Source organism: Clostridium sp. HV4-5-A1G (genome assembly GCF_900184915.1).
GTDB classification, from domain to species: Bacteria; Bacillota; Clostridia; order Clostridiales; family Clostridiaceae; genus Clostridium_B; species Clostridium_B aromativorans.
The window spans coordinates 1-25,899 of sequence record NZ_FXYI02000032.1 but is presented as its reverse complement, the minus strand read 5'-3'; the positions used below and the strand labels follow the sequence as shown (position 1 = coordinate 25,899).

The window sequence follows — 25,899 nt, the reverse complement described above, 5'->3', positions numbered from 1 at the left end:
TGTTTATAAGAGACATATTTATAATTTTTATATTATAATAAAATAATGTAAGGTTCATATGGAGGTGATTGATTGAAAAACATAAAAATTTATATGGTACTGCTAGTAGGTTTTGTGCTAATGTTTGCAGCACTTGCAGGAATTAATATTGTACAAGCATCTGACTTTGACGGAAAACTCATAGGAAAGGATGTAGAGCCTACTAAATCATGGAATGTAAAGTTTAGCATGAAGGTGGATACAAGTACAGTAAATAATTCCAACATAGTTGTAACGGACAGCGAAGGGAATATAGTTCCAGTTTCTTTACAGGTTGGAGGTGATGGAAGTAGTGTGATAGTTAGTCCTGAAGCTCCATATACATATGGCAAAACTTATAATTTGATTATAAAGAGCGGTTTAAAATCAATAAATGGCAGGAGCTTAAAAAAAGATGATGTTAAAATGCAGTTTATAATAAAAGCCAAGCCAGCTTCCAATGGCAAGTATACTGTTACTATTGATCCAGGACATGGTATGGGACAGGATATAGGCGCTACGGGAATAAATGGTCTTCAGGAGGATGATATCACTTTAGCGGTAGGACTAAAAACTGGAAAGATACTTGAAAGCAAGGGAGTAAATGTGGTGTATACCAGAACTACGGATATGCGTTCTACGCCCATGAGTGTTGCAGACAGCCTTCAAAAGCGCTGTGACATATCAAATAATGCAAATGCCGACTATTTTGTATGTATCCATGCCAACTATTTTAATGAATCTGGTGCCAACGGTACTGAAACTTATTTTTATCCAGGGAGTACAAAAGGCCAAAGGCTGGCCTCAAATATACAAAACAGCATAATAAGAGAAGTTGGAATGTATGACAGGGGAATAAAGTATGACACCGAATTATATAAAAGCGGGCTTTATGTGATCAGAAATACAAATGCCCCGGCGGTTCTTGTAGAATTGGGTTTTGTAACTAACCCAGGTGATGCGGCAAAACTAAATAGTGATGCGTACAGGCAAAAATTTGCACAAGCTATAGCTGATGGTATATTACAAACTCTCGGTTATTGATAGAAAAATAAATTGACAATAAAAAGCTCATATAATATAATAAAAGGAAATTATATCATGATTGTTTTAAAAACGTTGAAGAAGGAGAGTATCCAAGTTTATATTACTTACAGAGAGTGAGGGTGTTGAGAACTCATAGAATAATTTGGAGAAAATCACCTTGGAGTTTGGAAGTTGAAAGATGTTTTATTATTTTGAGTAAGCTTTCACGTAATTCTGCGTTAAAGAAAAGAATATAATAGTAAAAAGTATTACCATAGGTGGTATAACGAATAAAACTTCGTCCTATTTGGATGAAGTTTTTTATTGTAAATAATTAAAGTTATATATTGCATTTCGTACTGTGTATAAAATAAACATAGTAGTAAAAACTTAACAATAAGAATAGAAAGGGGTCAAATCATGTATAAAAAAATTGACAATGATAAAAGTTTTGTAGAGAGGGAGAAGGATGTTCTGAAATTATGGGAAGACAAAAAAATAGAGGAGAAGAGCTTTAAAGAGAATGAAGACGGAGAATATTTTACTTTTTATGATGGACCTCCAACTGCCAATGGAATGCCTCATATAGGCCATGTTTTGACTAGAGTTGTAAAAGATCTTATACCAAGATATAAAGCCATGAAAGGGTATAGAGTCTTAAGAAAAGCAGGATGGGATACACATGGACTTCCAGTAGAACTTGAAGTTGAAAAAAGCCTTGGAATATCAGGAAAACCACAGATAGAAGATTATGGAGTGGAAAATTTCATAAAAAAATGCAAAGACAGTGTATTTACATATGTGAGCCAGTGGAGAAAAATGTCTGACAGAATAGGTTTCTGGGTTGATATGGATAATCCCTATGTAACTTATCACAATGATTATATAGAATCAGAGTGGTGGGCATTAAAGAAAATTTGGGAAAAGGGTCTTTTGTATAAAGGTCATAAAGTTGTACCTTATTGTCCGAGGTGTGGTACTGCACTTTCCTCTCATGAGGTTTCGCAGGGATATAAGGATGTAAAAGAGACATCAATATATGTTAAATTTAAACTCAAGGGTGAAAATAAATATATGCTTGCCTGGACCACAACTCCATGGACACTTCCCAACAACATGGCACTGGCGGTAAATGAAAATTATGATTATGTGGAAGTGCTAAATAGAGGAGAACGTTTAATATTGGCAGAGGCCCTTTTAGAGAAATTAGAAGACGAATATAAGGTTTTAAGAAGATTTAAGGGGAAAGAACTGGTAGGATTAGATTATGAACCAATGTTTAATTTTGCATCTTTTCAAGGAAGAGCACATTATGTACTTCATGCAGATTATGTGACATTGACAGATGGAACGGGAATAGTTCATACAGCTCCTGCTTTTGGTGAGGATGACAGTAACAGCTGTAAAAAGTATGGTATACCTATGACCAATTCTGTAGATACACAGGGGAAATTTAAGGAAGAAGTTACACCATGGAAAGGACTCTTTGTGAAAGATGCAGAACCTAAAATAATAGAATATTTAAAGGAAAATGGAATACTCTATAAAACGGAAAAATTCACCCATTCCTATCCATTTTGCTGGAGATGTGATACTCCTCTCCTGTATTATCCAAGAGATACCTGGTTTATTAAAATGTCATCAGTTAGAGATAAGCTGGTTAGGAATACCAATAATACAAATTGGTATCCTGATAATATAAGAACAGGTAGGTTTGGAAAATTCGTAGAAGGAGTGATAGACTGGGGGCTCAGCAGAGAAAGATATTGGGGTACTCCACTTCCAATATGGGAATGCGAATGTGGTCACAAAGAGTGTATAGGAAGCATTGAAGAATTAAAAGAAAAGGGGATAAATGTACCTGAAAGTATAGAACTTCACAAACCGTATATTGATAGAGTTAAATTGAAATGTCCAAAATGTGGTGGAGAGATGAATAGATCCTCAGATGTAATTGACTGCTGGTTTGATTCAGGATCCATGCCCTTTGCGCAGCATCATTATCCCTTTGAAAACAAAGAACTTTTTAAAGAAAATTTCCCCGCTCAATTTATATCTGAAGCTGTAGACCAGACCAGGGGATGGTTTTATACTCTTATGGCTATATCCACGGTTCTGTTTGACAGAAGTCCTTTTGAAAATTGTCTGGTACTAGGGCATGTACTGGATAAGCATGGATTAAAAATGTCAAAACATAAGGGAAATGTATTGAGCCCAGAGGTGGCACTGGAAAATGAGGGGGCGGATGCAACTAGATGGTATTTTTATACTGAAAGTGCACCTTGGCTTCCATCACGATTTTACGAGGAAGCAGTTCAGGATAGTCAGAGAAAGTTTTTGGGTACTCTGTGGAATGTATATTCATTTTATGTGCTCTATGCGGATTTAGATAATTTCAATCCACTGGACTATAAAGGGTTTACAAGCAAAAATATAATGGATAAATGGATAGTTTCAAGATTAAATTCACTTATAATGGAAACTGAAGATCATCTGGATCATTATAGAATTACTCAGGCAGCCCAAAATATTGGAGATTTTGTGGATCAGCTTTCTAACTGGTATGTGAGGAGAAATAGAACAAGATTCTGGAGTGACCATTTAACAGAAGATAAAATAGGTGCTTATGTAACTCTGTATAAAGTATTGAATACGCTGATTTTGGTGGCTGCACCCTTCGTACCATTTATGACAGAGGAGATTTATCAAAATCTTGTGGTAAACCTTGATAAAGATGCTCCGGAAAGTATACACTTATGTAAGTGGCCCAAATATGATGCCAGTGCTGTTAATGAGGATTTGGAAAAGGATATGGCAGAAGCTTATAAGATAGTTAAGCTGGGAAGAAGTGCTAGAAACACCGCCAATATCAAAAATAGGCAGCCTCTTTTAGAAATGCTTGTAAGTATAAAAACTTTACCTCAATATTACGGAGATATAATAAAAGAGGAGTTGAACATTAAAAATATTGAATTCAATGCGGATCTATCAAAATATGTCAACTTTAACATAAAGCCCAATTTGCCTGTATTGGGCAAAGAATATGGAAGATTGATACCTCAAATAACGAAAGAGATATCTTCTATGGATCAGGTAGAGCTTGCACAAAAGGTAAATAACAACGAAGCTGTAAAAATAAACGTAGGAGGTTCTGAAATAGAATTGAATTCAGATAATCTTCTTATTACTATGGAAGGTCTTGAAGGTTTTGCATTTGCAAGCGAAGGAAGCATAGGAATTGTTCTGGAGACTAAAGTTACAGAACAACTTAAAGAAGAGGGAAATTTAAGAGAAATTTTAAGCAAAATACAAAATATGAGAAAAGAAAGCGGTTTTGAAGTTGCAGATAAGATAAACTTGTATATTTCCGGAAATGATAAACTTGAAACTGTAGTAAAGAAATTTGAAAACCGAATTAAAAAAGAGACTCTTTCATTAAATATTATTTATAATGCCGATAGAAAATACAATAAATGTAATATTAACGGGAAGGAGCTTGATATAGCTGTTGAATTAGTGAAATAAATTATATTGTTCAGATTCCCAGATTTCAGAAAAATTATTTGTTTTATCCGAAATCTGGGGTATCAAAATTAATTTTATGGCTTAAAATAATGATAATTGATAAAAATATGTAAATTATCTTGTAATAATGTAATTTTATAAGTATAATTATAAAAAACGCAAATTGGTAGGTGGTATAAAGTGGCGGCATCAATTAAAGACGTGGCGAGAGAAGCTGGAGTTTCGATAGCTACAGTATCTAGAGTACTTAATGATGTAGACGTTGTAAATGAAGAGACTAAGAAAAGGGTATTGGCAGCTATTAAAAAATTGGGATACAGACCCAACATAGTGGCAAGAAGTCTTAAGACACAGAGGACTAGAACTATAGGGATAATAATTCCAGATATATCCAATCAATTCTACCCTGAAATTGTAAGGGGAGCCGAGGATGTGGCAAATATATATGATTATAATATAATGCTGTGTAATACTGATTTAAATATAGAAAAAGAAATGGAGTATTTAAAAGTTCTAAAAGAAAAAATGGTAGATGGAGTTTTATATATGAGTAATTCTCTTGAACCAAATATTCTGGAACTCATAAAACAACTTGAATTTCCTATGGTTTTAGTTGAAAGTACAAATAAAAAAGAAAATATCCCCAGTGTAACCATTGACAATGAAAAGGCAGCCTATGATGGAGTTGCATATTTGATAAAAAAAGGCAACAAAAAGATAGCATACATAGGTGCTGGAGAAGATACGGTCAATGCCAGTGCCGTGAGGTATAAGGGATATAAAAGGGCTCTTGAGGAAAATAATTTAAAACTTGACAGAGATAAAATTTATTTTACCAGTTCCAAAGCGAAAAATGGATATAAGGGGATAAATGAAATATTAAATAAAGCCAAAATAGATTCAATATTTTGTACTAGTGATGAAATAGCCATAGGGGTTATAAATGCACTTAGAGATAATGGAATTAGCGTACCTGATGATATAGATGTTATGGGCTTTAACAATATATATTTGGCATCCATATTTTATCCTAAATTAACTACTGTATCACAACCTATTTATGATATGGGATCTGTGGGTATGAGAATGCTTATAAAGATGATAAACAAAGAAGAATTAAAAGAGAGAAATTATGTATTGCCACATGAATTGATTGAAAGAGATTCCTGTAAAAAATAGTTATGTCTAAAAGTACTATTTTTCTATAGATCGTTAGTAATATATATGCATCCCGGCAAGAGAGGAAATAGTAATGGTAGAAAAAATAATAAATGTAGTTATTTTTGTTTTGGATAAAACTGGATATACAGGCATATTTATGGCGATGGCTTTGGAAAGCGCCTGTATACCTATTCCAAGTGAAGCTATATTGCCTTTTGGAGGATATTTGAGCTTTACGGGAAGACTGAATCCAGTACTTGTTATAATTTTTGGAACATTAGGTGGAACGATGGGATCTATAGGAGCCTATTATATTGGGAAAATAGGAGGAAGGCCTTTAGTGGAAAAATATGCGGATAAGCTTAGGCTGTCTAGATCTCACCTTGAAAAGAGTGATTATTATTTTAATAAGTATGGAGAAAAAATTGTGTTTTTTTCCAGACTATTACCTATAATCAGGACCTTTATCTCCCTTCCTGCAGGCATAAGTAAAATGGAGATTAAGAAATTTGTTGTTTATACTCTATTGGGTTCCCTGTTATGGAGTATATTTTTAGGATATGCAGGATATAAAATGGGAGAAAAATGGACAATTATACGGGAATGGTTTCATTTTGCCGATATAGCTCTGGTGGTTATAATAATAGGGTTTGTGTTCTATAAAATAATAAGGAGAAAATTGAGGAAGTAAGTTTTTACGTTAAAACTTACTTCCTTTAATTTTTAAATAATTGTAGAAAAATACCGTCATGAATGTTTGAATTTTGTTTAACGAAAGTTTTGAAATTTTATTTATTTAATGGTATAATTTAACATAAAAGTAAATATAATATTTAGTTGGCCATTATTAGGAGGGGAAATCATGGATTATAGGGATAGAGTAAAAAATATATTTTCTTATTTATTGAGCTTAAAGAAGTTAAATCAGAAGGTTATAAAAAGTGTTTATGATTATGAAAAATTATATTGGGAAGAGGAATTTTTTCATGTACAGGGATGTAGTGTAAACAAATTGGCGGTAAATGAACCTTGGATTGAGATAAATGCGAAATGCGGCAGACTATATGAAGAGTTTTTCCATATATATCAGGAGAATGAGAAAAACGAGGAAGGTTTTGAAATAGTTTTTGGACAAGGGTTACTCATATGGAAGAGAGAAAATGAAAAGATTATTCATCCTATACTAAATACCAGGATGAAAATAGAATTTAATAAAAGGAGGGAAGTATTTGTCTTAACACCTTCAAATAGGACTGTACTGGAAATTTCTTTGTTTGAAGGGTTTGAGGAGTGTAATATGCAGGGCATTTTTGCACTGGCCGATAAAGTGAATAGAATTAATTTGGATCCAAGAAACTTGAGACAGATCGAGGGCATATTTTTAAAACTTCTTTCTCATATAGATGCTCCTGGGGAATTTAAAAAAAGTAGTTTTTCTAAAAAAAGAGTTGATTTTCAGCAACGTCCAAATATCTATAACACATCCGTCATTTTTGTAAGAAAAAATAATGCTAGATTATGGCAAGTTGAGATAAATAATATAATTAAAGCCATAGACAATGGATGTGAAATACCTGAAACTGTAAAGGCATTGGTAAATGAAAAGACTATAGATTGTGATGAGAAAGAAAGACGTGAGTGGGAGAAAGTCGGGGAAAATGTACTTTTCCCATTACCTGCAAATTTAGAACAGAAGGAGATAATAAAAAAGATGGCCCAAAATTATGGGGTAGTTGTTCAAGGACCTCCAGGAACAGGTAAAAGTCATACTATAGTTAATTTAATATGCCACCTTCTTGCCCATGGTAAAAGGGTATTGGTGACAAGTCAAACGGGAAGGGCACTTAAAGTACTGACAGAGAAGATACCTGAAGAAATAAGACCATTATGTATCAGTGTATTGGGTAATGATCCCAATTCCTTAAACAGACTCAATGAATCAGTGCGGAAAATAACGGATACTTTATCTGTGGATGCTGAGGGTATATGTAAAGAAGTTGAATTATTAAAAAAGAAGTTGGATTTTTGTAAAAAAAGACAGGGGGAATTATATGGAAAATTTAGGGATATACAGGAGCTAGAAAATAGGGGCATCAGTTATAACGGCAGAGAATACAGCTCCATGGATATTGCTAAATGGGTTAGAAATAATAGGGGAAAGTATTGTTGGCTGGAAGATGAGATCCATATGGATGACATTATGCCATTATCGGAGAAAGAATTCAATTTATTAATATATTTGAGAAAAATATTGAATAAAAATCAAAAACGTAAATTTGATAATGTTAAGGGAATAATAGAGAAATTGCCTGATGATGAAATTTGCAATAGGATATCAGAGTATAAAAAAGTGAGATTGGAATATCATAAATATATTGAAATTTTAGAAGGGTGGCATATACCTTGTAACAATAGGTGCAACTATGATAAATTATTAGAGCTGCTAGATGAGTGTAGGAATAAAATTGCAGTGTTAGGAGAAGGCGTGTGGGGTGATATATTTAATAGTTATTATAGCAGTAAATTGGTAAGGCAGACTCTCAAAGATCTTCTGTATAAGAGTAATAATTGCATGTTGATACTCAGTAAAGTTAGAGATCAGATTAGAGATCATAAAATAGAAATTTCCGATGATATTGATACTGATAAATTTTCAGAGAGTTTTGATATATTATATAATTCCTTTGACAGGAATGGCAAAATAGGAAAGTTATTTACACTTATACATCCTGAATGTAATTATGTATTAAAAAATTGTAAGATAGACGGAATGCCTTTGAAGAATATGAAACAAGCAATAATAATTAGACTACATGTTCGACAGAAACAGGTTATTAATGAATTGAGAAATATGTGGAATAATACTATGCGAGATTATGGGCTAAAGGTAATGGCTGCTTCCATAAAACCTTCTGATATAATTTTGATGGAAAAGAATCTAAGCTATTTGTACGAAATTGTAAATTGGGATGTAAAATATAAAAGGCCAATAGAAGAAGGACTGGGGAGGATATCAGTTCCGCAGGACATGGACTGGCACAAGAGAGAATCCTATGATTATCTAGTCAAATGTGTATCAGCTATAAAAGGCATTGATATATACAATAATGATAAGGCCTACATAGAAGTATTTAAAAAGACAATAAATAATACAGGAGAATTAAAAAAACTCTATGAAGCTGTGGACAATTTGAATGTAAACCAAGTTAAAGCGACATTACAGGAATTAAGAGAAATTAAAGGGGTAAAGAATAAATGTCTTAAGGTAGATGAGTTAATAGGTAAATTAAATAGAATATGTCCTAAAACTGCTAAAAATATAATAGACGACTGGGACTGCGGAAAAGAGAAATTTAATGATTGGACAAAGGCGTGGAAATGGGCACAGTGGAATAGTTTGTTAAATCACATGTATAGCCTAAATCTAGAAAAAATAGAAGAGGCCATAGGAATAGAAAAGAATAGGGAGAAAGAAATCATAAAAGATATAGTTTCAAAAAATACATGGTATAATCAAATACTTAGAACTACGGAAAATGAAAAGAGAAGTTTGTTTTCATGGATGCAGGCAGTGAAGAGGATTGGAAAGGGCAGAGGTAAGATGGTACCTGAGTACAGAAAAATAGCCCAGAGGGAAATGGAGAAGTGCAAAAAGATCATTCCAGTATGGATTATGCCATTAAACAGGGTTATAGAAAATGTAAAGCTTTCAAAAAATATGTTTGATGTAATAATATTTGATGAAAGCAGCCAAAGTGATTTGTTTTCATTGTGTGCGCTAATGAGAGCCAAAAGGGCAGTTATAGTAGGAGATGATAATCAGATAAGTCCAGAAGTTGTGGGTGTTGATCAGAGGACTATGTACAATTTAATAAATAAATATTTAAAAGAAATACCTCAAAGACAGTGGTTTGATTTACAGACAAGTCTTTATGATACGGCACTGAGAGTATTCCCAGCTAGACTTATGCTGAAAGAACATTTTAGATGTGTACCTGAAATAATAAACTTCAGCAATAATTTGGTTTATTCCGGAGAAATGTTGACTTTAAGATATCCTAGAATCAATGAGAGATTTTATCCTGTTATAAATACAATTAAGGTAGAGGAGGGAGTTAGGGATTCCAGTAAACCGGTAAATATTAAAGAAGCTGAATATTTGGTAGACAAAGTTGCAGCCTGCTGCAGGGATAGTAAATATTCAAATATGTCTATGGGTGTTATATCACTGCTTGGTGAGGCACAGGGACGACTTATTGAAAATATGTTAAAGGATAAAATAGGTGTAAAAGAAATTATAAGGAGAAAACTTATATGCGGAGACGCTTATTCTTTTCAAGGTGATGAACGGGACATAATGTTCTTGTCTATGGTGATTTCTAAAAATGTAAAATTTGCACCTCTTACAAAAGAAAATGATATTAAGAGGTTTAATGTGGCAGCAAGTAGGGCTAGAAATCAAATGTGGCTGTTTCATTCTGTAGATCTGAAAGATTTAAATGAGGAGTGTGTACGGTATTCTCTTCTCAATTACTGTCTGAACTATAACAAACATGATAAAAATAGTGGAAATGTAGAATATATATTTCAAACTGAATTTCAAAAAGATGTCTATAATCTTATAAAAAGTAGAGGGTATAAAGTCACTCCTAAAGTAGAAATAGGTAAATACAATATGGATTTTATTGTAGAAGGTATGCGAAATAGGGTTGCCGTAATATGTGACGGCGATGTTCCATCTGAAGAATATAATTGGAAGGAGGCAGTAGAAAGACAGCTGGATTTAGAAAGAGCAGGATGGGTGTTTTATAGGATAATGGGGGGTGAATTCTATTATGAACCTGAAAAAACCATGGAAAAGCTGTGGAATAAATTGAATAACATGGGAATTGAAAGATATAGTTTACAGACATCAGATACGGAAGCCCTAAAAGTAGTATAATTATAAGCAGAATCTGTTTAGTAGAAAAAATAGTTCTTGAGAAATTTTTAAAGGACTATTTTTTATTTATGACTAATTGATTTTAAGAAATAGTTTAAATGTATGCTCAACTAATGATAAAATAAGTATGCAGGTATATTTTATATATGTATATTTAAAAATATAGGTAGGTGAGTTAATGAGTATTTTTGAATTAGTTTATAAAGTTAGGGATATAATGACGCAAGGGCTTGTAAAGGTATGCAGTAATGAGACTATAGAGAATGCTATTGATAAAATGACGCAGTCTTATAGAAATGAAGTTTTAATAATGGATGATGATGAAAAACTAATTGGTATATTTACTATGAAAGACGCAATAAGGATCAGAAATATGGGAATATCATTTAAAGATTTTGTAATTAAATATGCCTCTAAGGATGTGTCAACTATAGATTGTAATTCATCTGCTAGATATGCAAGGGATTTGATGATTAAAAAAAATATAGGAAGATTACCTGTCATAGAAAACAATCACATTATTGGGATTATTACAAATAATAATTTTAGAGACATATTTTATATAAAAATGGATGAGCTTTTTAAACTCCAAAATTATGTATTTGATAATTTACATGAAGGCGTATGCATGTGTAATGAAAAGGGAATAGTAAAGTACTGGAATAAAGCTTCTGAGAGAGTATATGGTGTTAAGTTGAAGGATATATTGAATAGGTATATAGGGGATTTTTTCCCAAATGCTATGCTTTTAAAAGTATTGAATACGGAAAAGAGAATTGACAATGTGTTTCACGAGCCAGTTAAAGGCAAGTTTGTAGTACTGAGTGCTTTTCCAATATATAATTCGGATAAAAAGTTGATAGCTGTGGTATCAACAGACAGAGATATGACAGATGAAGTGAATTTAACGAAACAGTTGGAAGATGAAAAAAAGAAGGTAGAATTCTTTAAGGATGCCTATAAAAATGAGCTGTCTTCCAAGTATAATTTTTCATTTATAATAGGCAAAAACAAAAAGATAATAGATGCAATTTCCATTGCCCAGAAAGTGGCTCCTACATCCACCAGTGTTTTGATTACAGGGAATAGTGGTACAGGGAAAGAGGTATTTGCAAAAGCAATACATAAGGCCAGTGAGAGAACTGGAAGCTTTGTAGCCATAAATTGCAGTGCCATACCTGTAAATTTATTTGAAAGTGAATTATTTGGATATGTGGAGGGAGCTTTTACGGGAGCTATAAAAAAGGGTAAAATAGGCAAATTTGAACTTGCCAATAAAGGCACCCTATTTTTGGATGAAATTGGTGATATGCCTATGGAAATGCAGGCAAAGCTGCTGAGGGTACTGCAAGACGGAGTTATATACAGGCTGGGAAGTGAAAAATCTATCATTACCAATACCAGAATAATATCCGCTACAAATAAAAACTTAAATGAATTGATATCGGAAGGTAAATTTAGAGAGGACTTGTTTTATAGATTGGCTGTGGTGCAGATAAAATTACCAGATTTGAAAGATAGAAGGGAGGATATAAGGGATTTATCTAATTTATTTTTTAGGCAGGTATCGAAAGATGAAGGTATAGAGATAAATTATATTGATGAGAAGATATATAAAATTTTAGCTGATTATAAATGGGATGGCAATATTAGAGAACTAAAAAATGTTATCCAGAGAATGGTTGTATTATCGAACGATGGGAAAATAACTGTGAAATCTATACCTGAATATATAAGAAATGAAAATATAAGAAATTATGAATATAATGATGAAAATAAATATGATCTACAAAAAATAACAGAGAATATAGAAAGAAAAACCATAGAAAAAGTGATGAAAATGGTACATGGGAATAAAAATAAGGCAGCAAAGATATTGAATATAAAAAGAAGTACTCTTTATTATAAATTAAGTAAATTTAAGTGAATATCTATCGTTTTTTAAAGTACACTCCAAATGTTAGATGAAATCTAATATTTGGAGTGTTTTTTTGTAGGCAATCGAAGTGTCAATAATTTAACAAGTGTGTTAAATTATTGACACTAAAAAAATAAAGTATAATTGGGGCATGTAAAGGTTTATAAAAGATTAATGAATTTACGACTGCAAAAAGTGTCAAAAAATAATACATTTACTCATATTTATAGAAGCTATAAAAAAAACTTATAGCTTCTAGATATAGCATTAGTAAGCATTATAGCATGTATGTATAAAATAAAGCGTATTGGCATAAAATATGCTTTTAAAATTTAGTAGGCAGTTGAATTAGCCTAAATACTTAGGAGGGATAATATGGAACAGTTTTATAGTTTTCCCCTTAAAATGCATGTAGGAGGCCCTGATACACCTATTGTAAAGGAAGGCCAGAGAATAAAAAGGGGAGAATGTATAGCAGAACCAAAAGGTCTTGGAGCTAAAATACACAGCAGCGTTTCAGGAAATGTAGTAAAAATAACTGATTCGGCGATCGTAATTAAACCAGATGACAAACAGTCAGAAGAATATGTAAAAATTAAAAAATGTGATAGTATTGCTGATACGGTTTATGAAGCAGGAGTTGTAGGTGCTGGAGGAGCAGGATTTCCAACTCATATAAAATTAAAGACTAAACTTTCCAATGGATATATAATAGCCAACTGTGTGGAGTGTGAGCCAGTACTTCACCATAATATAGGGAGAATAGAAAAGAAACCCGAGGAAATAATAAAAGGGATAAGATATGCTATGAGTTCTACTGGTGCTAAAAAAGCCTATATAGCAATTAAGTCTAAACATTTAGAAGCTATAAAAGTATTAAAAAATTGTTTGAAAAATGACAATTCCATACAAATTAAGGAATTGCCTGACATGTATCCTATGGGAGAGGAAAGAGCTATTATTCATGCAATATTTGATAGATGGCTTGAACCTACTCAACTTCCAGCAGATGCAGATTGTGTAGTTCTGAATGCAGAGACTCTTTTTAACATAACTATGGCGGTAGAATATGGGAAGCCGGTAATAGATAAAGATATAACAGTTATAGGAAAATTAAAATCAGGAATAGAACCTAATGTATTTTTTCAGGTACCTATAGGAACAAGCATAAAAAGTCTCATTGAAAAATGCGGCGGCATAGATGGTGAATACGGTGAATTGATAATAGGAGGACCCTATACAGGGACTTCACAGGATATTGACACTGCAATAGTGACGAAAACTTCAGGGGGAGCTATTGTAACCATACCTTTTCCTGAGTACAAGGGCCCTATAGGACTTTTGGTATGTGCTTGCGGAGCTAATGAAGCAAGACTTAGAGATGTGGCTTCCAAAATGAATTCCCAGGTAGTTGGTGTAACTAAATGTAAAAATGTAGAGGAAATTAAAGGTGCGAACAAATGTAAAACTCCAGGGCATTGTCCGGGTCAGGCACAGGCAATTATGTACTTAAAGAAACAAGGTGCGAAAAGGGTTCTTATATCCAACTGCAGCGATTGTTCAAATACGGTAATGTGCTGTGCACCTAAGATGGGATTGCCTGTATATCATCATACAGATCATGTATTTAGAACAGTAAACTATCCATTAACAAGAAGGCTTCCAATGGAACATGAATCTTAAAATATAAAAATCAAGGAGGATGATTCAATATGTCAATGAGTGCTGAACATGCAGAAGAAGTAAAGGATGAAGTAGCTGTTGTATGCTGCAGAACAGAAGAAGGTACCATTATCGCAGCTGAAAATCTGGAAGATCCAGATATATTTCCAGATATGGTGGATTCAGGATTGCTGACTATACCTGATAATTGCCTTAAGGTAAAGGAAGTAATAGGGGCAAAGCTTACTAAAACCATAGATTCCCTAACTCCACTTACTCCAGATATTTTGGAGGGAATTAAGACTGCAGAAAGTAAGAAGGAAGATAAAGAAGAAGTTAAAGAGGATTCAACAGAAGATAAAGTCCCTCAAATAGACAACATGGTAAATGAGGGAAATGCATCTGTTTCAGTAGTTGGTGGAACTTTGAAAATACAGATAGAAGAAGGCAGGGGAATAGATATTGAACTTCCTTTTTATATAGGGTAATAGCTGTATAAAGAGGATTTAAATATAAATTAAGTTTTAAAAAGTTCAATAGAAAATTTAGGATCAAAGAACCTTGAAAAACGAATAAGGAGGTATTATGAATGAATGCTGAAGGAGAGAAGAAGGCAGTTCTAAAGTACAACAAAAAAGCAGGAGATACTATAGAAGCTGCTGATCTGGAAAATCCAATGAATTTTGAAAAACTTGAAGATTCACTATTAATTAAATTGGATGAAAATGTGCTTTCAAGAGAAGAAGTCATTGGAAAAAAACTTAAAGTTGATGCATCAGCTCTAACGGTTGTAACTGGAGATATTCTAGAAGGCTATGTTAAAAAAGAAAGGGCTGGTAAATCGAGCAGTGTTTCTAGCGGAGTTCTTAAAATTAAAATTGCCGAAGGCAAGGGAATTAATATAGAGCTGCCACTGGGAGGATTAGGTGCAGTATCTTCTGCAAATGGGGTTACAGTACCGGCAGTAAAATCTATATCTGGTGTTAATGGTGTAGTGGAAAGCAAGAGTGGAAAAGAAGCTCCAGAAGAAGAAAAAGTAATGAGAACACTTACGAGAAAACATTATAAGATCGACAAAGTAGAATTTGGACCAGAGACAAAAATAGAGGGAACAACTCTTTATATAAGAGAAGCTGTTTGCAAGGATGCTGTAGATGAGAGCCAACTGGTTAAGGATATGAAGATTGACATAATAACACCCGACAAATATCACACTTACAGTGAGACCATAATGGATGTACAGCCAATTGCCACAAAAGAGGGAGACTCAAAGCTGGGCACTGGGGTAACTAGAGTATTGGATGGCGTTGTGATGATGCTCACAGGTACTGATGAGAATGGAGTTCAGATTGGAGAATTTGGTTCTTCAGAAGGATATTTGGATGAAAACATTCAATGGGGAAGACCAAGCTGTCCAGACAAAGGAGAAATATTTATCAAAACTCAGATGACTATTCAAGCCAAGACAAACATGGAGAGAAGAGGACCTTTAGCTGCTCATAAAGCTACAGATGTATTGACGCAAGAAATAAGAGAGGCACTTAAAAAGGTCGATGATGAATCTTTGGTGGTAAATGTAGAAGAGTTTAAGCATGTCAGAAGACCTGGTAAGAAAAAGGTTATAATAGTAAAAGAGATAATGGGCCAGGGTGCAATGCATGATAATTTAATATTACCTGTAGAGCCCGTTGGATTCCTTGGAGGAAAACCAAATGTAGATTTGGGAAATGTTCCTGTAATGTTATCACCTCTTGAGGTAGCTGATGGAGGAATTCATGCACTGACCTGCATAGGACCTGCATCTAAGGAGTGCTCCAGGCATTATTGGAGAGAGCCTTTAGTACATCAAGTTTTAAATGATGAAGAGCTGGATCTCTGTGGAGTATTATTTGTGGGAAGCCCTCAGATAAATACTGAGAAATTCTATGTATCAGAGAGAATGGGAATGATTGTAGAGGCACTTGACGTAGATGGAGCTTTTGTCACGACAGAAGGATTTGGAAACAATCACATTGACTTTGCCAGCCATGTGGAACAGATAGGTATGAGAGGAATACCTTGTGTAGCTTTCTCATTCTGTGCAGTTCAGGGAGCTTTGGTCGTTGGGAACAAGTATATGAAGTATATGATAGACAATAATAAGTCTGAAGCAGGAATAGAAAATGAAGTACTTGGCTGTAATACACTTTGTCCGGAAGATGCTGTAAGAGGTGTTGCTATGCTTAAGGCAGCTATGGCAGGAGAAGATGTTAAGAAGGCAGAAAGAAAATACAATAGAAACGTGCTTGAAAATAACCTGGATCTTGTAGAAGAAACTGCTGGTGAAAAAATAGAAAGAGCTAAAAATGAACAGTCACTTCCAATGAGTAAGAAGAGGAAAGAGAAATATTCTTAATATAAGAGGGTAAATTAGATGAAATTAAAATACGGTGACAAGATCATTGAAATGCAGGGAATAATTGTTCAGGTCGAAGATGGTGCCGTTGGAATAGATTTGAAGGGAAGACTAGGATATTTGAAAATACCTCTCAGGATGTTGATAACGGACTACCCATTAAAATTAGGGCAGGAAGTTGGATTTAAAATGAGTTTCCCAGAAGTACTTTCATTAAAGGCTAATGAGAAATATATAAGTAATATTGATAAAAAGAACGGAAAGGAAGGTAATCTATAATGGATTTAACGGTTGTTAAAGGGTTGCAATCAGAAATATATGTGCCCATAACTCCTCCTCCAGTATGGGCTCCGGTGACAAAAGAACTTAAAGATATGAAAATTGCCATTGCTTCTGCAGCAGGAGTACATTTAAAGACAGACAAAAGATTTAATTTGGCAGGAGATTTTACATTTAGGAGAGTCCCTGGTGATACTAATACTGATGATCTTATGGTTTCTCATGGAGGATATGATAATGGAGATGTAAACAAAGATGTGAACTGTATGTTTCCATTGGATAGATTGAGAGAATTGGCAAAAGCAGGTTTCATTGGTTCAGTAGCACCAACTCATATAGGATTCATGGGCGGCGGTGGAAACCAACAGAAATTCAGGGAGGAAACTGGCCCAACTATAGCTAAAATATTGAAAGATGAAGATGTAGATGCAGTTATAATGACTGCTGGATGAGGAACCTGCCACCGCTCTGCAGTATTGGTGCAGAGAGCAATAGAACAGATAGGTATTCCTACTATAATTATAGCAGCATTACCTCCTGTAGTTAAGCAGACAGGTACTCCAAGAGCAGTTGCTCCAAGAGTTCCTATGGGTGCCAACGCAGGTGAACCCCATAATATAGAGATGCAGACTGGAATAGTAAAGGACGCACTTACACAGCTTACTAAGATAACTACTCCAGGCACAATAGTACCACTTCCTTATGAATATGTAGCAAAAGTTTGATGCTTATAAAATGGTGCTCGATTTAAGAATTCTTGCTAAATGAAATGTTTTATTTATGGCAATTACAGACTGAAAAGTTTGTAATTGCTATAAGACAATTTAAAATAGGGTGAGATATATGGATAAAGAGAGAAAAATGAGAAGACTTGTTATAAAAACTTTTTCTATAGATAAGGTGGAATTTGCAGATAATACATCCATAGAGGGTAAAAATTTATATATCAAAAAGGATATAGCGGATAATATAGATATAAATGAAGATCTTATTGAGAAAGTAGATCTAAATATAATTGAACCTAATAGACATGACATTTTTGTAAATTCCATAATGGATTTTTCACCTATAGCTGTTAAGGTGCTGGGTAGAATTGGTGAAGGAATAACACATGTTTTAACAGGTGTATACGTTATGCTGACAGGCGTAGATGAAGATGGAGTCCAAGTTGCTGAATTTGGTTCTTCTGAAGGAATACTTGAGGAACAGGTAGTATTTGGAAAAGCTGGAACACCTGATAAGAATGATACTATTATCAATGTAAATGTCACATTAAAGTCTGGGAAAGGAAGCAGCCGACCGGGACCTATGGCAGCTCATGAAGTTTGTGATAAGATAATTCAGGAAATAAGAGAACATTTAAAAAAAGTACATGGTGAAAAATGTAGTGAAAAATATGAGTATTTTGATAGAATAAGATATGGTAAAAAGAAAGTTGTTATAATAAAGCAGGTGGCGGGACAAGGAGCCATGTATGATACAGGGGTTTTTGCTAAAAGTCCAGGTGGGTTCATAGGATGTAGATCTGTAATAGATATGGGAAATATACCTATAATACTAAGCCCTAATGAGTATAGGGATGGCGCATTGAGAGCTATGAATTAGAGGTGATAAAAGTGGGAATTGGACCATCTACAAAAGAGACTACGTTACATCATTTTAGAGATCCGCTTTTAGATGTGGTATCAAATGACGATGATGTAGATCTTCTGGGAGTCATTGTTGCAGGAACGCCTCAGGAAAACCAGGATAAGGTTTTTGTAGCCCAGAGAATAGCAGCCTGGGTGGAAGCCATGAGGGCTGATGGGGCTATAGTATCTATAGATGGATGGGGAAACAGCAACATAGACTTTGCCACAGCTATAGAAGAAATAGGCAAAAGAAATATACCCATAGTGGGGATGAGCTTTGTGGGAACTCAAGCGCAGTTTGTAGTTACTAATGAGTATATGGACACCATAGTAGATTTTAATAAGTCGCAAGAGGGTATCGAAACTGAAGTGGTTGGAGAAAACAATGTGACGGAATTGGATGCTAAAAAGGCATTAGCTTTTTTAAAATTAAAAATGAGAAATAAGGAGGATTAATCATGAACATTGAAAGGACTATATTTGCAATTGACTCACATACAATGGGAGAGCCTACAAGGGTAGTTGTAGGGGGAGTTCCGAATATTCCTGGCAATACAATGCCAGAAAAAAAAGCTTATCTTGAAGAGCATATGGACTATTTGAGGACAGCTATAATGCTTGAACCGAGAGGGCACAATGATATGTTTGGATCCATATTGACACAGCCAACTACAGACAAGGCTGATATAGGAATAATATTTATGGATGGCGGCGGATACTTGAACATGTGTGGGCATGGCTCCATAGGTGCATCTACAGTAGCAGTGGAGACTGGTATTGTAAAAGCTGTCGAGCCGGTTACAAAACTTACTTTAGAGGCTCCTGCAGGGCTTATACAAGCATCTGTAAAAGTAAAGAACGGAAGTGCAAAGGAAGTTTCTATAACCAATGTACCAGCATTTTTATATAAAAAGGATGTAGAAGTAGAAGTGCCTGACGTGGGAAAAGTTGTGATGGATATATCTTTTGGAGGAAGTTTCTTTGCCATAGTTAAAGCTAAAAATTTGGGAATAGAAATAGAACCTAAAAATGCACAAAAATTAATAGAAGTAGGAATGAAAATAATAAAGTCAGTAAATCAGCAAGTAGAGATACAACACCCTACCCTTTCCCATATAAAAACTGTGGATTTATGTGAAATATGGGGACCCGCAAAAAGTGAGGATGCTACTTATCAAAATGCAGTTATATTTGGACAGGGACAATTAGATAGATCACCTTGTGGGACAGGTACTAGTGCTAAAATGGCTACTCTCTATGCAAGAGGAGAGCTTAATATAAATGAAGACTTTGTATATGAAAGTATAATAAATACAAAATTTAAAGGAAAAATACTTGGGACAACTAAAGTTGGAGACTATGATGCAGTTATTCCTCAGATAACTGGTTCTGCTTATATAACAGGACATAATCAGTTCTTTATAGATCCTGATGATCCAGTTAAATATGGGTTCATCCTTAAATAAATTAAAAAATATATAAATTTAGTACTGTATTGATTTTTGCAAAATATTTATAATTATAAGAAAAAAATAAAGGGGGTCTTTTAGTGGTAAAAATAATTTTTGGTATCCTGCTTATTTTGGTATTGTACTTTGCATTTTTATTCTTTAAAGATTATGCAAAAGCCGTTAAAGAAAAAAAATTAGAAAAAGCAAATTTCTTTGCACTAGGTGGAGTTGGATTTATAGCAAATTTTTTTGATACTCTTGGAATAGGCAGTTTTGCAACCAGCACAGCATTGTTAAAGTTTTTCAACCTTACGAAAGATAGAACTTTACCCGGTACTTTGAATGTATCTTGTACTATTCCTGTAATTGTTGAAGCACTTATATTTATAACAGTTATAAAAGTAGAGCCTGTAACACTGTTTGCCATGTTGATTTCGGCAACTGTGGGTGCGGTAATAGGTGCAGGAATAGTTTCCAAACTGGACGAGAGAAAGGTAGAATTGGGGATGGGTGCTGCATTGATTGTAGTGGCATTTGTAATGCTGGCAGGTCAGTTAAATCTTATGCCCGTAGGTGGAACTGAAATAGGACTTACAGGGGCAAAACTTGTAGTTGCTGTAATAGCTAATTTCATATTGGGAGCTCTTATGACACTTGGCATAGGACTTTATGCACCTTGTATGGCATTGGTGTTTGCACTTGGAATGAGCCCTAAGGTAGCTTTCCCTATAATGATGGGCTCCTGTGCATTTTTGATGCCGGCTGCTTCAGCTAAATTTATAAAAGAAGATTCTTATGACCGAAAGGCCTCTATGGCTATAACTATATTTGGCATTATAGGTGTACTGATAGCGGCATATATAGTTAAGTCACTACCTTTGAATATTTTGAAATGGGTTGTAATTGCTGTTTTAGTTTATACATCTGTAGCTATGTTTAGATCCGCATCAAAGCACAAGCAAAAGACTGTAGAAGCATAAAATTTATAGCTATAGAATTAATAAAATAATAGAGCTATCATGAAATCTCACACTGATATTTATAGAATATTCTCATATGTGTAAAAATTGGAATTGATATTATATAAGACCTCGTTCCCATGTGAGTGGGATACGAGGCCTTTCAATACACTGCAAGTTAAATAATAAATTTATGCAAAACAATGTTAAGTTATTAACTATGTAAACGAATAATCAATTATAGGAAGGAATGATGTGAGTGATTAAAATTTTAATGATATTACTTATTATTTCAGCATTATATTTTTTAGCAGTGTTTATTAAAGACTATATAGATAGGATAAAAAACAAATCTATTGATAATAGAAAATTTTTGACTTTTGCTGTGAGTGGCTTTATAGTTAATTTTTTTGACACTTTGGGAATAGGCAGCTTTGCCATCTTCACAGCCATATTAAAAAATTTTAAATTAACTGAGGATAGAACTATACCCGGTACGTTAAATGTTTCCTGTGCAATACCTGTAATAGTGGAAGCTATGGTATTTATAAATGTGATCAAAGTGGAACCTTTTACTCTGATATCTATGATTGTAGCGGCTACTCTTGGAGCCGTACTTGGAGCTGGATTTGTAGCTAAATTGGATGAGAGAAAAATAGAAATAGGTATGGGTTCTGCGCTTTTAGTAGTGGCTTTTATAATGTTTGCTGGACAAATAAATTTAATGCCATCGGGAGGAGCTTCAACTGGCTTAACAGGTGTAAGGTTGATCATAGGCTTAATTGGAAATTTTATATTTGGAGCATTTATGACTCTTGGTATAGGAATTTACGCACCCTGCATGGCTCTAGTATTTACTCTTGGTATGAGCCCTAAAGTAGCATTTCCAGTAATGATGGGTTCCTGTGCTTTTTTAGAAGCGGCAGCCTCTGTAAAATTTGTAAAAGAGGGAGCTTATGATGCCAGAACGCCTCTTCCTGTTATGATATTTGGATCAATTGGTGTATTGATAGCTGCTTATGTAGTTAAATCACTTCCGCTTTCCATATTAAAATGGGTAGTTATAGGGATTATAGTATATACTTCTGTAATTATGTTTAAATCAGCAAAAGGTAAGAATAGAAGCAAAATTCAGCCAGTTTAAAATGTGAAATTATTCTGTTTCACACTTAGAATGACTTACACATATTATAAAACATAGTAAGCATTATATTTGGAGTGAAGTTATTGTTATATGCGCTAATTCTTGCAGGAGGCAAAGGAACAAGGCTATTTCCATTATCTAGGGCTAAAAATCCAAAACAATTTTTAAAAATTGTAAATGATAAGAGTTTTTTACAAAATACCATAGATAGAATTATACCTCTGGTGGATAAAAAAAATATATATGTAGTTACAAATGAAGAATATATAGATAAGGTCCAAGAAGAGCTTTTAGATATAGACAAAGAAAATATATTTGCAGAACCTGAAAATAAGGAAACTGCCACTTGTATTGGCTTTTCGGCGGTGAAACTATTAAAAAGAGATCCTGACGCTACTATGATAATTTTACCTTCGGATCATTATATAGAAAATAAAAAGTTGTTTTTAGATACTGTTTCTCAGGCTGTACAGATTGCGGAAAAGAAAAGGGGCCTTGTTACCATGGGAATTAAACCTACCAGACCTGAGACTGGATATGGTTATATAGAAATGGGGGAAAAGGTTAATTTAGGAACTGCCACTTTTAAAGTTGAGAGATTTTTGGAAAAACCCAATATAGAAGTAACTAAAGATTTGATATTAAAAGGCACATATCTTTGGAATAGTGGAATATTTGTGTGGAGGGCAGATGTTTTTTTAAGAGAAATGCAGAAGTATCTTCCTAAGATGTATAAATGTATGTTATCTATGTATCAAAGCTTGAATACGAAATGGGAGGAGGAAACTGTAAAGGAGCAATATGAAATTATAGATGGAATATCTGTTGATTTTGGAATAATGCAAAAAACCAGAAAGGCATATGTAATTAAATGTGAGTTCTTTTGGGATGATATAGGAACTTTTACTGCTTTGGGAAGGCTTTTTAAAAATTTTGATGGAAATAATGTAAAGGGAAATGCGGTACTGCAGTCCAGCGAAAACTGTACCGTATTTGGAAATGACAAACTTATAGTAATGTTTGGAGTAAAGGATTTAATTGTGATAAATTGCAAAGATGTACTTTTAATTATGGATAAAAATAAAGATCAGGAATTAAAATATTTAGTGGACATTTTGAAAAATAAAAGCAATTTCCAGAAATATCTGTAAATATTAAACGTAAAGTTAATTGTAGATCTTTATTGACAAAAGGGGTTTAGTATTAAAATCGACTGATTTTCTAATACTAAATCCTTTATTTTATTATTAAAAGGTGGAAATATTTTGCGTAAATCTATCTTCTAAGTTCAATGATTTGATCAATTTTAATTTTTCCTCACGTTTCATTTTTTTTATTGAATATTCTCTATGTAAGGCCTCTTTTTTTAGGATAAATTCTTCAAAATAAACTAACTTTACAGGAGTCCTGCCCTTAGTATACTTGGCCCCTTTTTTACTGTTATGAGCTTTTAGTCTTTTTTTTAAATTATTAGTATATCCTGTATAAAAAGTGCCATCCCTACACTTTAAAATATAGACGTAATTCATGTTATAAAAATCGCTTTCATAAATTTATTTGACAGATACATAGATATTATTCTCTATATAAAATCTCCAGGGATAATCTACTGCCTCCTGAGCATAACTGATACCTATACGTTTAGCATTTTTTATATTAAAATTGCTGAAATTATCTTCTGCAATATATAAAGTATTGCCGTAAAGATCCAGCTTATTTTCAGTTTTACCTATGGCTAGTCCCTTACATAATTTGCCGGGGCCGTTGGTCAAATTTTTTATTTGGGTCTTATTTAAAGAAGAAAATAATCTATTATATCTGTTTAGAGATATTTCATTTAAATTTTCCAGAGGTTCAACGGCTCGTATTAATACTGCCTCAGGTATGTCTTTTTTTTCAGTTACTATATTGAAACAATAATACATTCCATATATCATGTACACGTATGAAAAACCGCAGGGACCGTACATGACTTCAGTTCTTTTGGTCCGCCTTCCACCGTAGGAATGAGCGGCTTTATCTGTAATACCTTTGTAAGCTTCTGTCTCAACTATTCTTCCGGATAGCCTTTTGCCATTGATAGTGTGAACCAATATTTTGCCAAGAAGATTTTTTGCCACAGACAGAGTGTCTTTATTATAGAAATTCCGCTGTAATTTTTTCAATAATAATACAACCCCTTTTATGTTATACGAGAGATATATAATAAATTATATACTAGGTGATTGTTTTGTCAAATTAAATGTGAAAATTTCACATTTTTGATAAGAGCGTTTCAACTATGCAAAATATTCATATTTATGGTAAAATTATATTATCACATTATTAGACAAATGATTATAGGAGATTAAAAATTATGAAGATACTTTATTATGACTGTTTTTCTGGAATAAGTGGAGATATGAATTTGGGAGCACTAATAGATCTAGGAGTGGATGTGGAATATTTAACAACAGAGTTATCCAAATTAAAAGTTAAAGGATACGAAATTAATACACATAGGGATATAAAAAATGGCATATCAGGAACTAAGGTGGATGTAATTCTGAAAAAAGAACATGACCATGCTTCCCATCATCATAGAAATTTAAATGATATAGAAGATATAATAAATTACAGTGATTTAAACGTAAGAGTTAAAAATATAAGTGTGGAAATTTTTAAAAAGGTAGCAGAGGCTGAAGCCAAAGTACACAATAAACCCTTAAATGAAATACATTTTCATGAAGTAGGGGCGGTGGACTCTATAGTTGATATTGTAGGGGCTGCCGTATGTTTTGATTATTTAAAAGTGGATAAAGTGGAAGCCTCTAAAGTGGAAGTTGGCAGGGGATTTGTAAAATGCGCCCATGGTGTATTTCCGGTACCGGCACCTGCCACAGCGGAAATATTAAAGGATATTCCCATTAAATCTGAAGTACCATTTGAGGCTACTACTCCGACAGGTGCAGCAATATTATCTTATTTTTCTTCAAAATATACAGAGAATAAAAATTTTAAAATAGCTAAAATAGGCTATGGCATAGGCAATAGAGATAATGATGGCATTCCAGATGTACTGAGGGTCTTTTTAGGAGAAACTATTCCTGCAGAAAACGATGGTAAACGGAAAAATTTCAGTGAGAATAAAAATCATAAAATTGAATATATATCAATTAATAGGGAAAAACTAGGTGAACATGATTTTAATAATAAAGATTATAAGGTAGAGGATATACAGGTTATAGAGTGCAATATAGATGATATGAACCCCGAAATGTATCAATGTACAATGGATGCTTTACTGGAAAATGGGGCGTCAGATGTATATTTGACGCCTATAATCATGAAAAAAGAGAGACCTGCAGTAAAGCTTACTGTGTTATATAAATCTGAAATAGAGGAAAAAATGAGAGAAATTATTCTGACACAAACCACAACTATAGGTTTTAGAAAGTATAAAATGCAAAGAAATATTTTGAATAGGGATTTTACAAAAGTAATTACCAAATATGGAGAGGTCAATGTAAAAAATGCCTATTATAAAGGAAAGAAGATAAAGAGTAAAATTGAGTATGAGGATTGTAAAAAACTTGCGCTGAAAAATAAAGTGGGTATACAGGAAGTATATAGAGAAACTATGGCTAAGTTGTTAAAACAATGAAGGTTTAAGGACCAATTTTAGTATATTAGAGTGGTTTATATGAAAATTATAAATCATAGACTGTAGTTGTTTGAATTGAATATTGACAAATATATGTTAAAAGCTATATTATATTGGTATATAAATAACATATATTATATGATAA

Annotated in this window: 19 protein-coding genes, 1 pseudogene and 1 other annotated feature; of the genes and pseudogenes, 18 read left to right on the top strand and 2 right to left on the bottom strand. The window is 33.5% G+C overall.

The genetic code is table 11. From position 1 onward, the window contains the following. Positions 1 to 72: 72 nt before the first annotated feature. The 17 genes and pseudogenes from J5G60_RS05580 (at position 73) to J5G60_RS05500 (ending at position 23,262) form a co-directional block, all read left to right on the top strand. On the top strand, positions 73 to 1,062 hold the full coding sequence (locus tag J5G60_RS05580; RefSeq protein ID WP_150356134.1) for an N-acetylmuramoyl-L-alanine amidase: 990 nt from the start codon (positions 73 to 75) through the stop codon (positions 1,060 to 1,062). Between the two features lie 66 nt (positions 1,063 to 1,128). Beyond that, positions 1,129 to 1,353 (top strand) — a binding site (T-box leader). Positions 1,354 to 1,464: 111 nt separating this feature from the next. Continuing rightward, positions 1,465 to 4,569 (top strand): isoleucine--tRNA ligase, encoded by a 3,105-nt coding sequence (gene ileS / locus J5G60_RS05575; RefSeq protein ID WP_150356135.1) that lies wholly within the window; start codon positions 1,465 to 1,467, stop codon positions 4,567 to 4,569. Positions 4,570 to 4,749: 180 nt separating this feature from the next. After that, entirely contained in the window at positions 4,750 to 5,748 is a 999-nt protein-coding gene (locus tag J5G60_RS05570) for a LacI family DNA-binding transcriptional regulator (RefSeq protein ID WP_150356136.1), read from the top strand. 73 nt (positions 5,749 to 5,821) lie between these two features. Next, positions 5,822 to 6,421 (top strand): DedA family protein, encoded by a 600-nt coding sequence (locus tag J5G60_RS05565; protein WP_150356137.1) that lies wholly within the window; start codon positions 5,822 to 5,824, stop codon positions 6,419 to 6,421. A 171-nt stretch (positions 6,422 to 6,592) separates the two neighbouring features. After that, positions 6,593 to 10,672, top strand: a complete 4,080-nt coding sequence (locus J5G60_RS05560; protein WP_150356138.1) for an AAA domain-containing protein — start codon at positions 6,593 to 6,595, stop codon at positions 10,670 to 10,672. Positions 10,673 to 10,850: 178 nt separating this feature from the next. Continuing rightward, positions 10,851 to 12,599, top strand: coding sequence for a sigma-54 dependent transcriptional regulator PrdR (prdR, locus tag J5G60_RS05555; protein ID WP_150356139.1), 1,749 nt, complete (start codon positions 10,851 to 10,853; stop codon positions 12,597 to 12,599). Positions 12,600 to 12,965: 366 nt separating this feature from the next. After that, complete coding sequence (gene prdC, locus J5G60_RS05550) at positions 12,966 to 14,273, top strand: proline reductase-associated electron transfer protein PrdC (protein WP_150356140.1); 1,308 nt, start codon at positions 12,966 to 12,968, stop codon at positions 14,271 to 14,273. Between the two features lie 29 nt (positions 14,274 to 14,302). Next, a pseudogene (locus J5G60_RS05545) lies at positions 14,303 to 14,558 on the top strand (D-proline reductase (dithiol) proprotein PrdA); the annotation flags it as partial. A gap of 283 nt (positions 14,559 to 14,841) precedes the next feature. Next, positions 14,842 to 16,647 (top strand): D-proline reductase (dithiol) proprotein PrdA, encoded by a 1,806-nt coding sequence (gene prdA / locus J5G60_RS05540; RefSeq protein ID WP_190972163.1) that lies wholly within the window; start codon positions 14,842 to 14,844, stop codon positions 16,645 to 16,647. An 18-nt stretch (positions 16,648 to 16,665) separates the two neighbouring features. After that, on the top strand, positions 16,666 to 16,926 hold the full coding sequence (locus J5G60_RS05535; RefSeq protein ID WP_150356142.1) for a CBO2463/CBO2479 domain-containing protein: 261 nt from the start codon (positions 16,666 to 16,668) through the stop codon (positions 16,924 to 16,926). Beyond that, a complete protein-coding gene (gene prdB, locus J5G60_RS05530) occupies positions 16,926 to 17,651 on the top strand; it encodes a D-proline reductase (dithiol) protein PrdB (protein WP_150356143.1) in 726 nt (241 codons plus the stop codon). Before J5G60_RS05535 ends, prdB begins: the two co-directional genes overlap by 1 nt. A 118-nt stretch (positions 17,652 to 17,769) precedes the next feature. Continuing rightward, positions 17,770 to 18,531: a proline reductase cluster protein PrdD gene (gene prdD, locus J5G60_RS19030; RefSeq protein WP_150356144.1), complete on the top strand. Its 762-nt coding sequence runs from the start codon at positions 17,770 to 17,772 to the stop codon at positions 18,529 to 18,531. Positions 18,532 to 18,542: 11 nt separating this feature from the next. Next, positions 18,543 to 19,013 (top strand): glycine/sarcosine/betaine reductase component B subunit, encoded by a 471-nt coding sequence (locus tag J5G60_RS19025; RefSeq protein ID WP_150356145.1) that lies wholly within the window; start codon positions 18,543 to 18,545, stop codon positions 19,011 to 19,013. Positions 19,014 to 19,015: 2 nt separating this feature from the next. Further along, positions 19,016 to 20,023: a proline racemase gene (locus J5G60_RS05515; protein ID WP_150356146.1), complete on the top strand. Its 1,008-nt coding sequence runs from the start codon at positions 19,016 to 19,018 to the stop codon at positions 20,021 to 20,023. 83 nt (positions 20,024 to 20,106) lie between these two features. Continuing rightward, positions 20,107 to 20,988 (top strand): sulfite exporter TauE/SafE family protein, encoded by an 882-nt coding sequence (locus J5G60_RS05510; protein ID WP_150356147.1) that lies wholly within the window; start codon positions 20,107 to 20,109, stop codon positions 20,986 to 20,988. 238 nt (positions 20,989 to 21,226) lie between these two features. After that, positions 21,227 to 22,111 carry a sulfite exporter TauE/SafE family protein gene (locus J5G60_RS05505; RefSeq protein ID WP_150356148.1) on the top strand — a complete coding sequence of 295 codons (885 nt, stop codon included), beginning with the start codon at positions 21,227 to 21,229 and terminating at the stop codon, positions 22,109 to 22,111. 83 nt (positions 22,112 to 22,194) lie between these two features. Beyond that, positions 22,195 to 23,262 carry a mannose-1-phosphate guanylyltransferase gene (locus J5G60_RS05500; protein WP_150356149.1) on the top strand — a complete coding sequence of 356 codons (1,068 nt, stop codon included), beginning with the start codon at positions 22,195 to 22,197 and terminating at the stop codon, positions 23,260 to 23,262. 96 nt (positions 23,263 to 23,358) lie between these two features. Here J5G60_RS05500 and J5G60_RS05495 read toward each other — a convergent pair whose 3' ends face one another. Both J5G60_RS05495 and J5G60_RS05490 read right to left on the bottom strand, forming a co-directional pair. Continuing rightward, complete coding sequence (locus J5G60_RS05495; RefSeq protein WP_150356150.1) at positions 23,359 to 23,640, bottom strand: GIY-YIG nuclease family protein; 282 nt, start codon at positions 23,638 to 23,640, stop codon at positions 23,359 to 23,361. 24 nt (positions 23,641 to 23,664) lie between these two features. After that, entirely contained in the window at positions 23,665 to 24,276 is a 612-nt protein-coding gene (locus J5G60_RS05490) for a DNA-3-methyladenine glycosylase (protein ID WP_150356151.1), read from the bottom strand. 191 nt (positions 24,277 to 24,467) lie between these two features. Here J5G60_RS05490 and larC point away from each other — a divergent pair, with 191 nt between their 5' ends. After that, entirely contained in the window at positions 24,468 to 25,754 is a 1,287-nt protein-coding gene (gene larC, locus J5G60_RS05485) for a nickel pincer cofactor biosynthesis protein LarC (protein ID WP_442870513.1), read from the top strand. Positions 25,755 to 25,899 lie beyond the last annotated feature (145 nt).

What these genes read in the sequence shown, in the direction of transcription:
- prdA (WP_190972163.1), top strand. Translation starts at nt 14,842, where the DNA reads ATGAATGCTGAAGGAGAGAAGAAGGCAGTTCTAAAGTACAACAAAAAA.
- larC (WP_442870513.1), top strand. Translation starts at nt 24,468, where the DNA reads ATGAAGATACTTTATTATGACTGTTTTTCTGGAATAAGTGGAGATATG.
- J5G60_RS05535 (WP_150356142.1), top strand. Translation starts at nt 16,666, where the DNA reads ATGAAATTAAAATACGGTGACAAGATCATTGAAATGCAGGGAATAATT.
- ileS (WP_150356135.1), top strand. Translation starts at nt 1,465, where the DNA reads ATGTATAAAAAAATTGACAATGATAAAAGTTTTGTAGAGAGGGAGAAG.
- prdR (WP_150356139.1), top strand. Translation starts at nt 10,851, where the DNA reads ATGAGTATTTTTGAATTAGTTTATAAAGTTAGGGATATAATGACGCAA.
- J5G60_RS05565 (WP_150356137.1), top strand. Translation starts at nt 5,822, where the DNA reads ATGGTAGAAAAAATAATAAATGTAGTTATTTTTGTTTTGGATAAAACT.
- J5G60_RS05515 (WP_150356146.1), top strand. Translation starts at nt 19,016, where the DNA reads ATGAACATTGAAAGGACTATATTTGCAATTGACTCACATACAATGGGA.
- J5G60_RS05560 (WP_150356138.1), top strand. Translation starts at nt 6,593, where the DNA reads ATGGATTATAGGGATAGAGTAAAAAATATATTTTCTTATTTATTGAGC.
- J5G60_RS05495 (WP_150356150.1), bottom strand. Translation starts at nt 23,640, where the DNA reads ATGAATTACGTCTATATTTTAAAGTGTAGGGATGGCACTTTTTATACA.
- prdC (WP_150356140.1), top strand. Translation starts at nt 12,966, where the DNA reads ATGGAACAGTTTTATAGTTTTCCCCTTAAAATGCATGTAGGAGGCCCT.
- prdD (WP_150356144.1), top strand. Translation starts at nt 17,770, where the DNA reads ATGGATAAAGAGAGAAAAATGAGAAGACTTGTTATAAAAACTTTTTCT.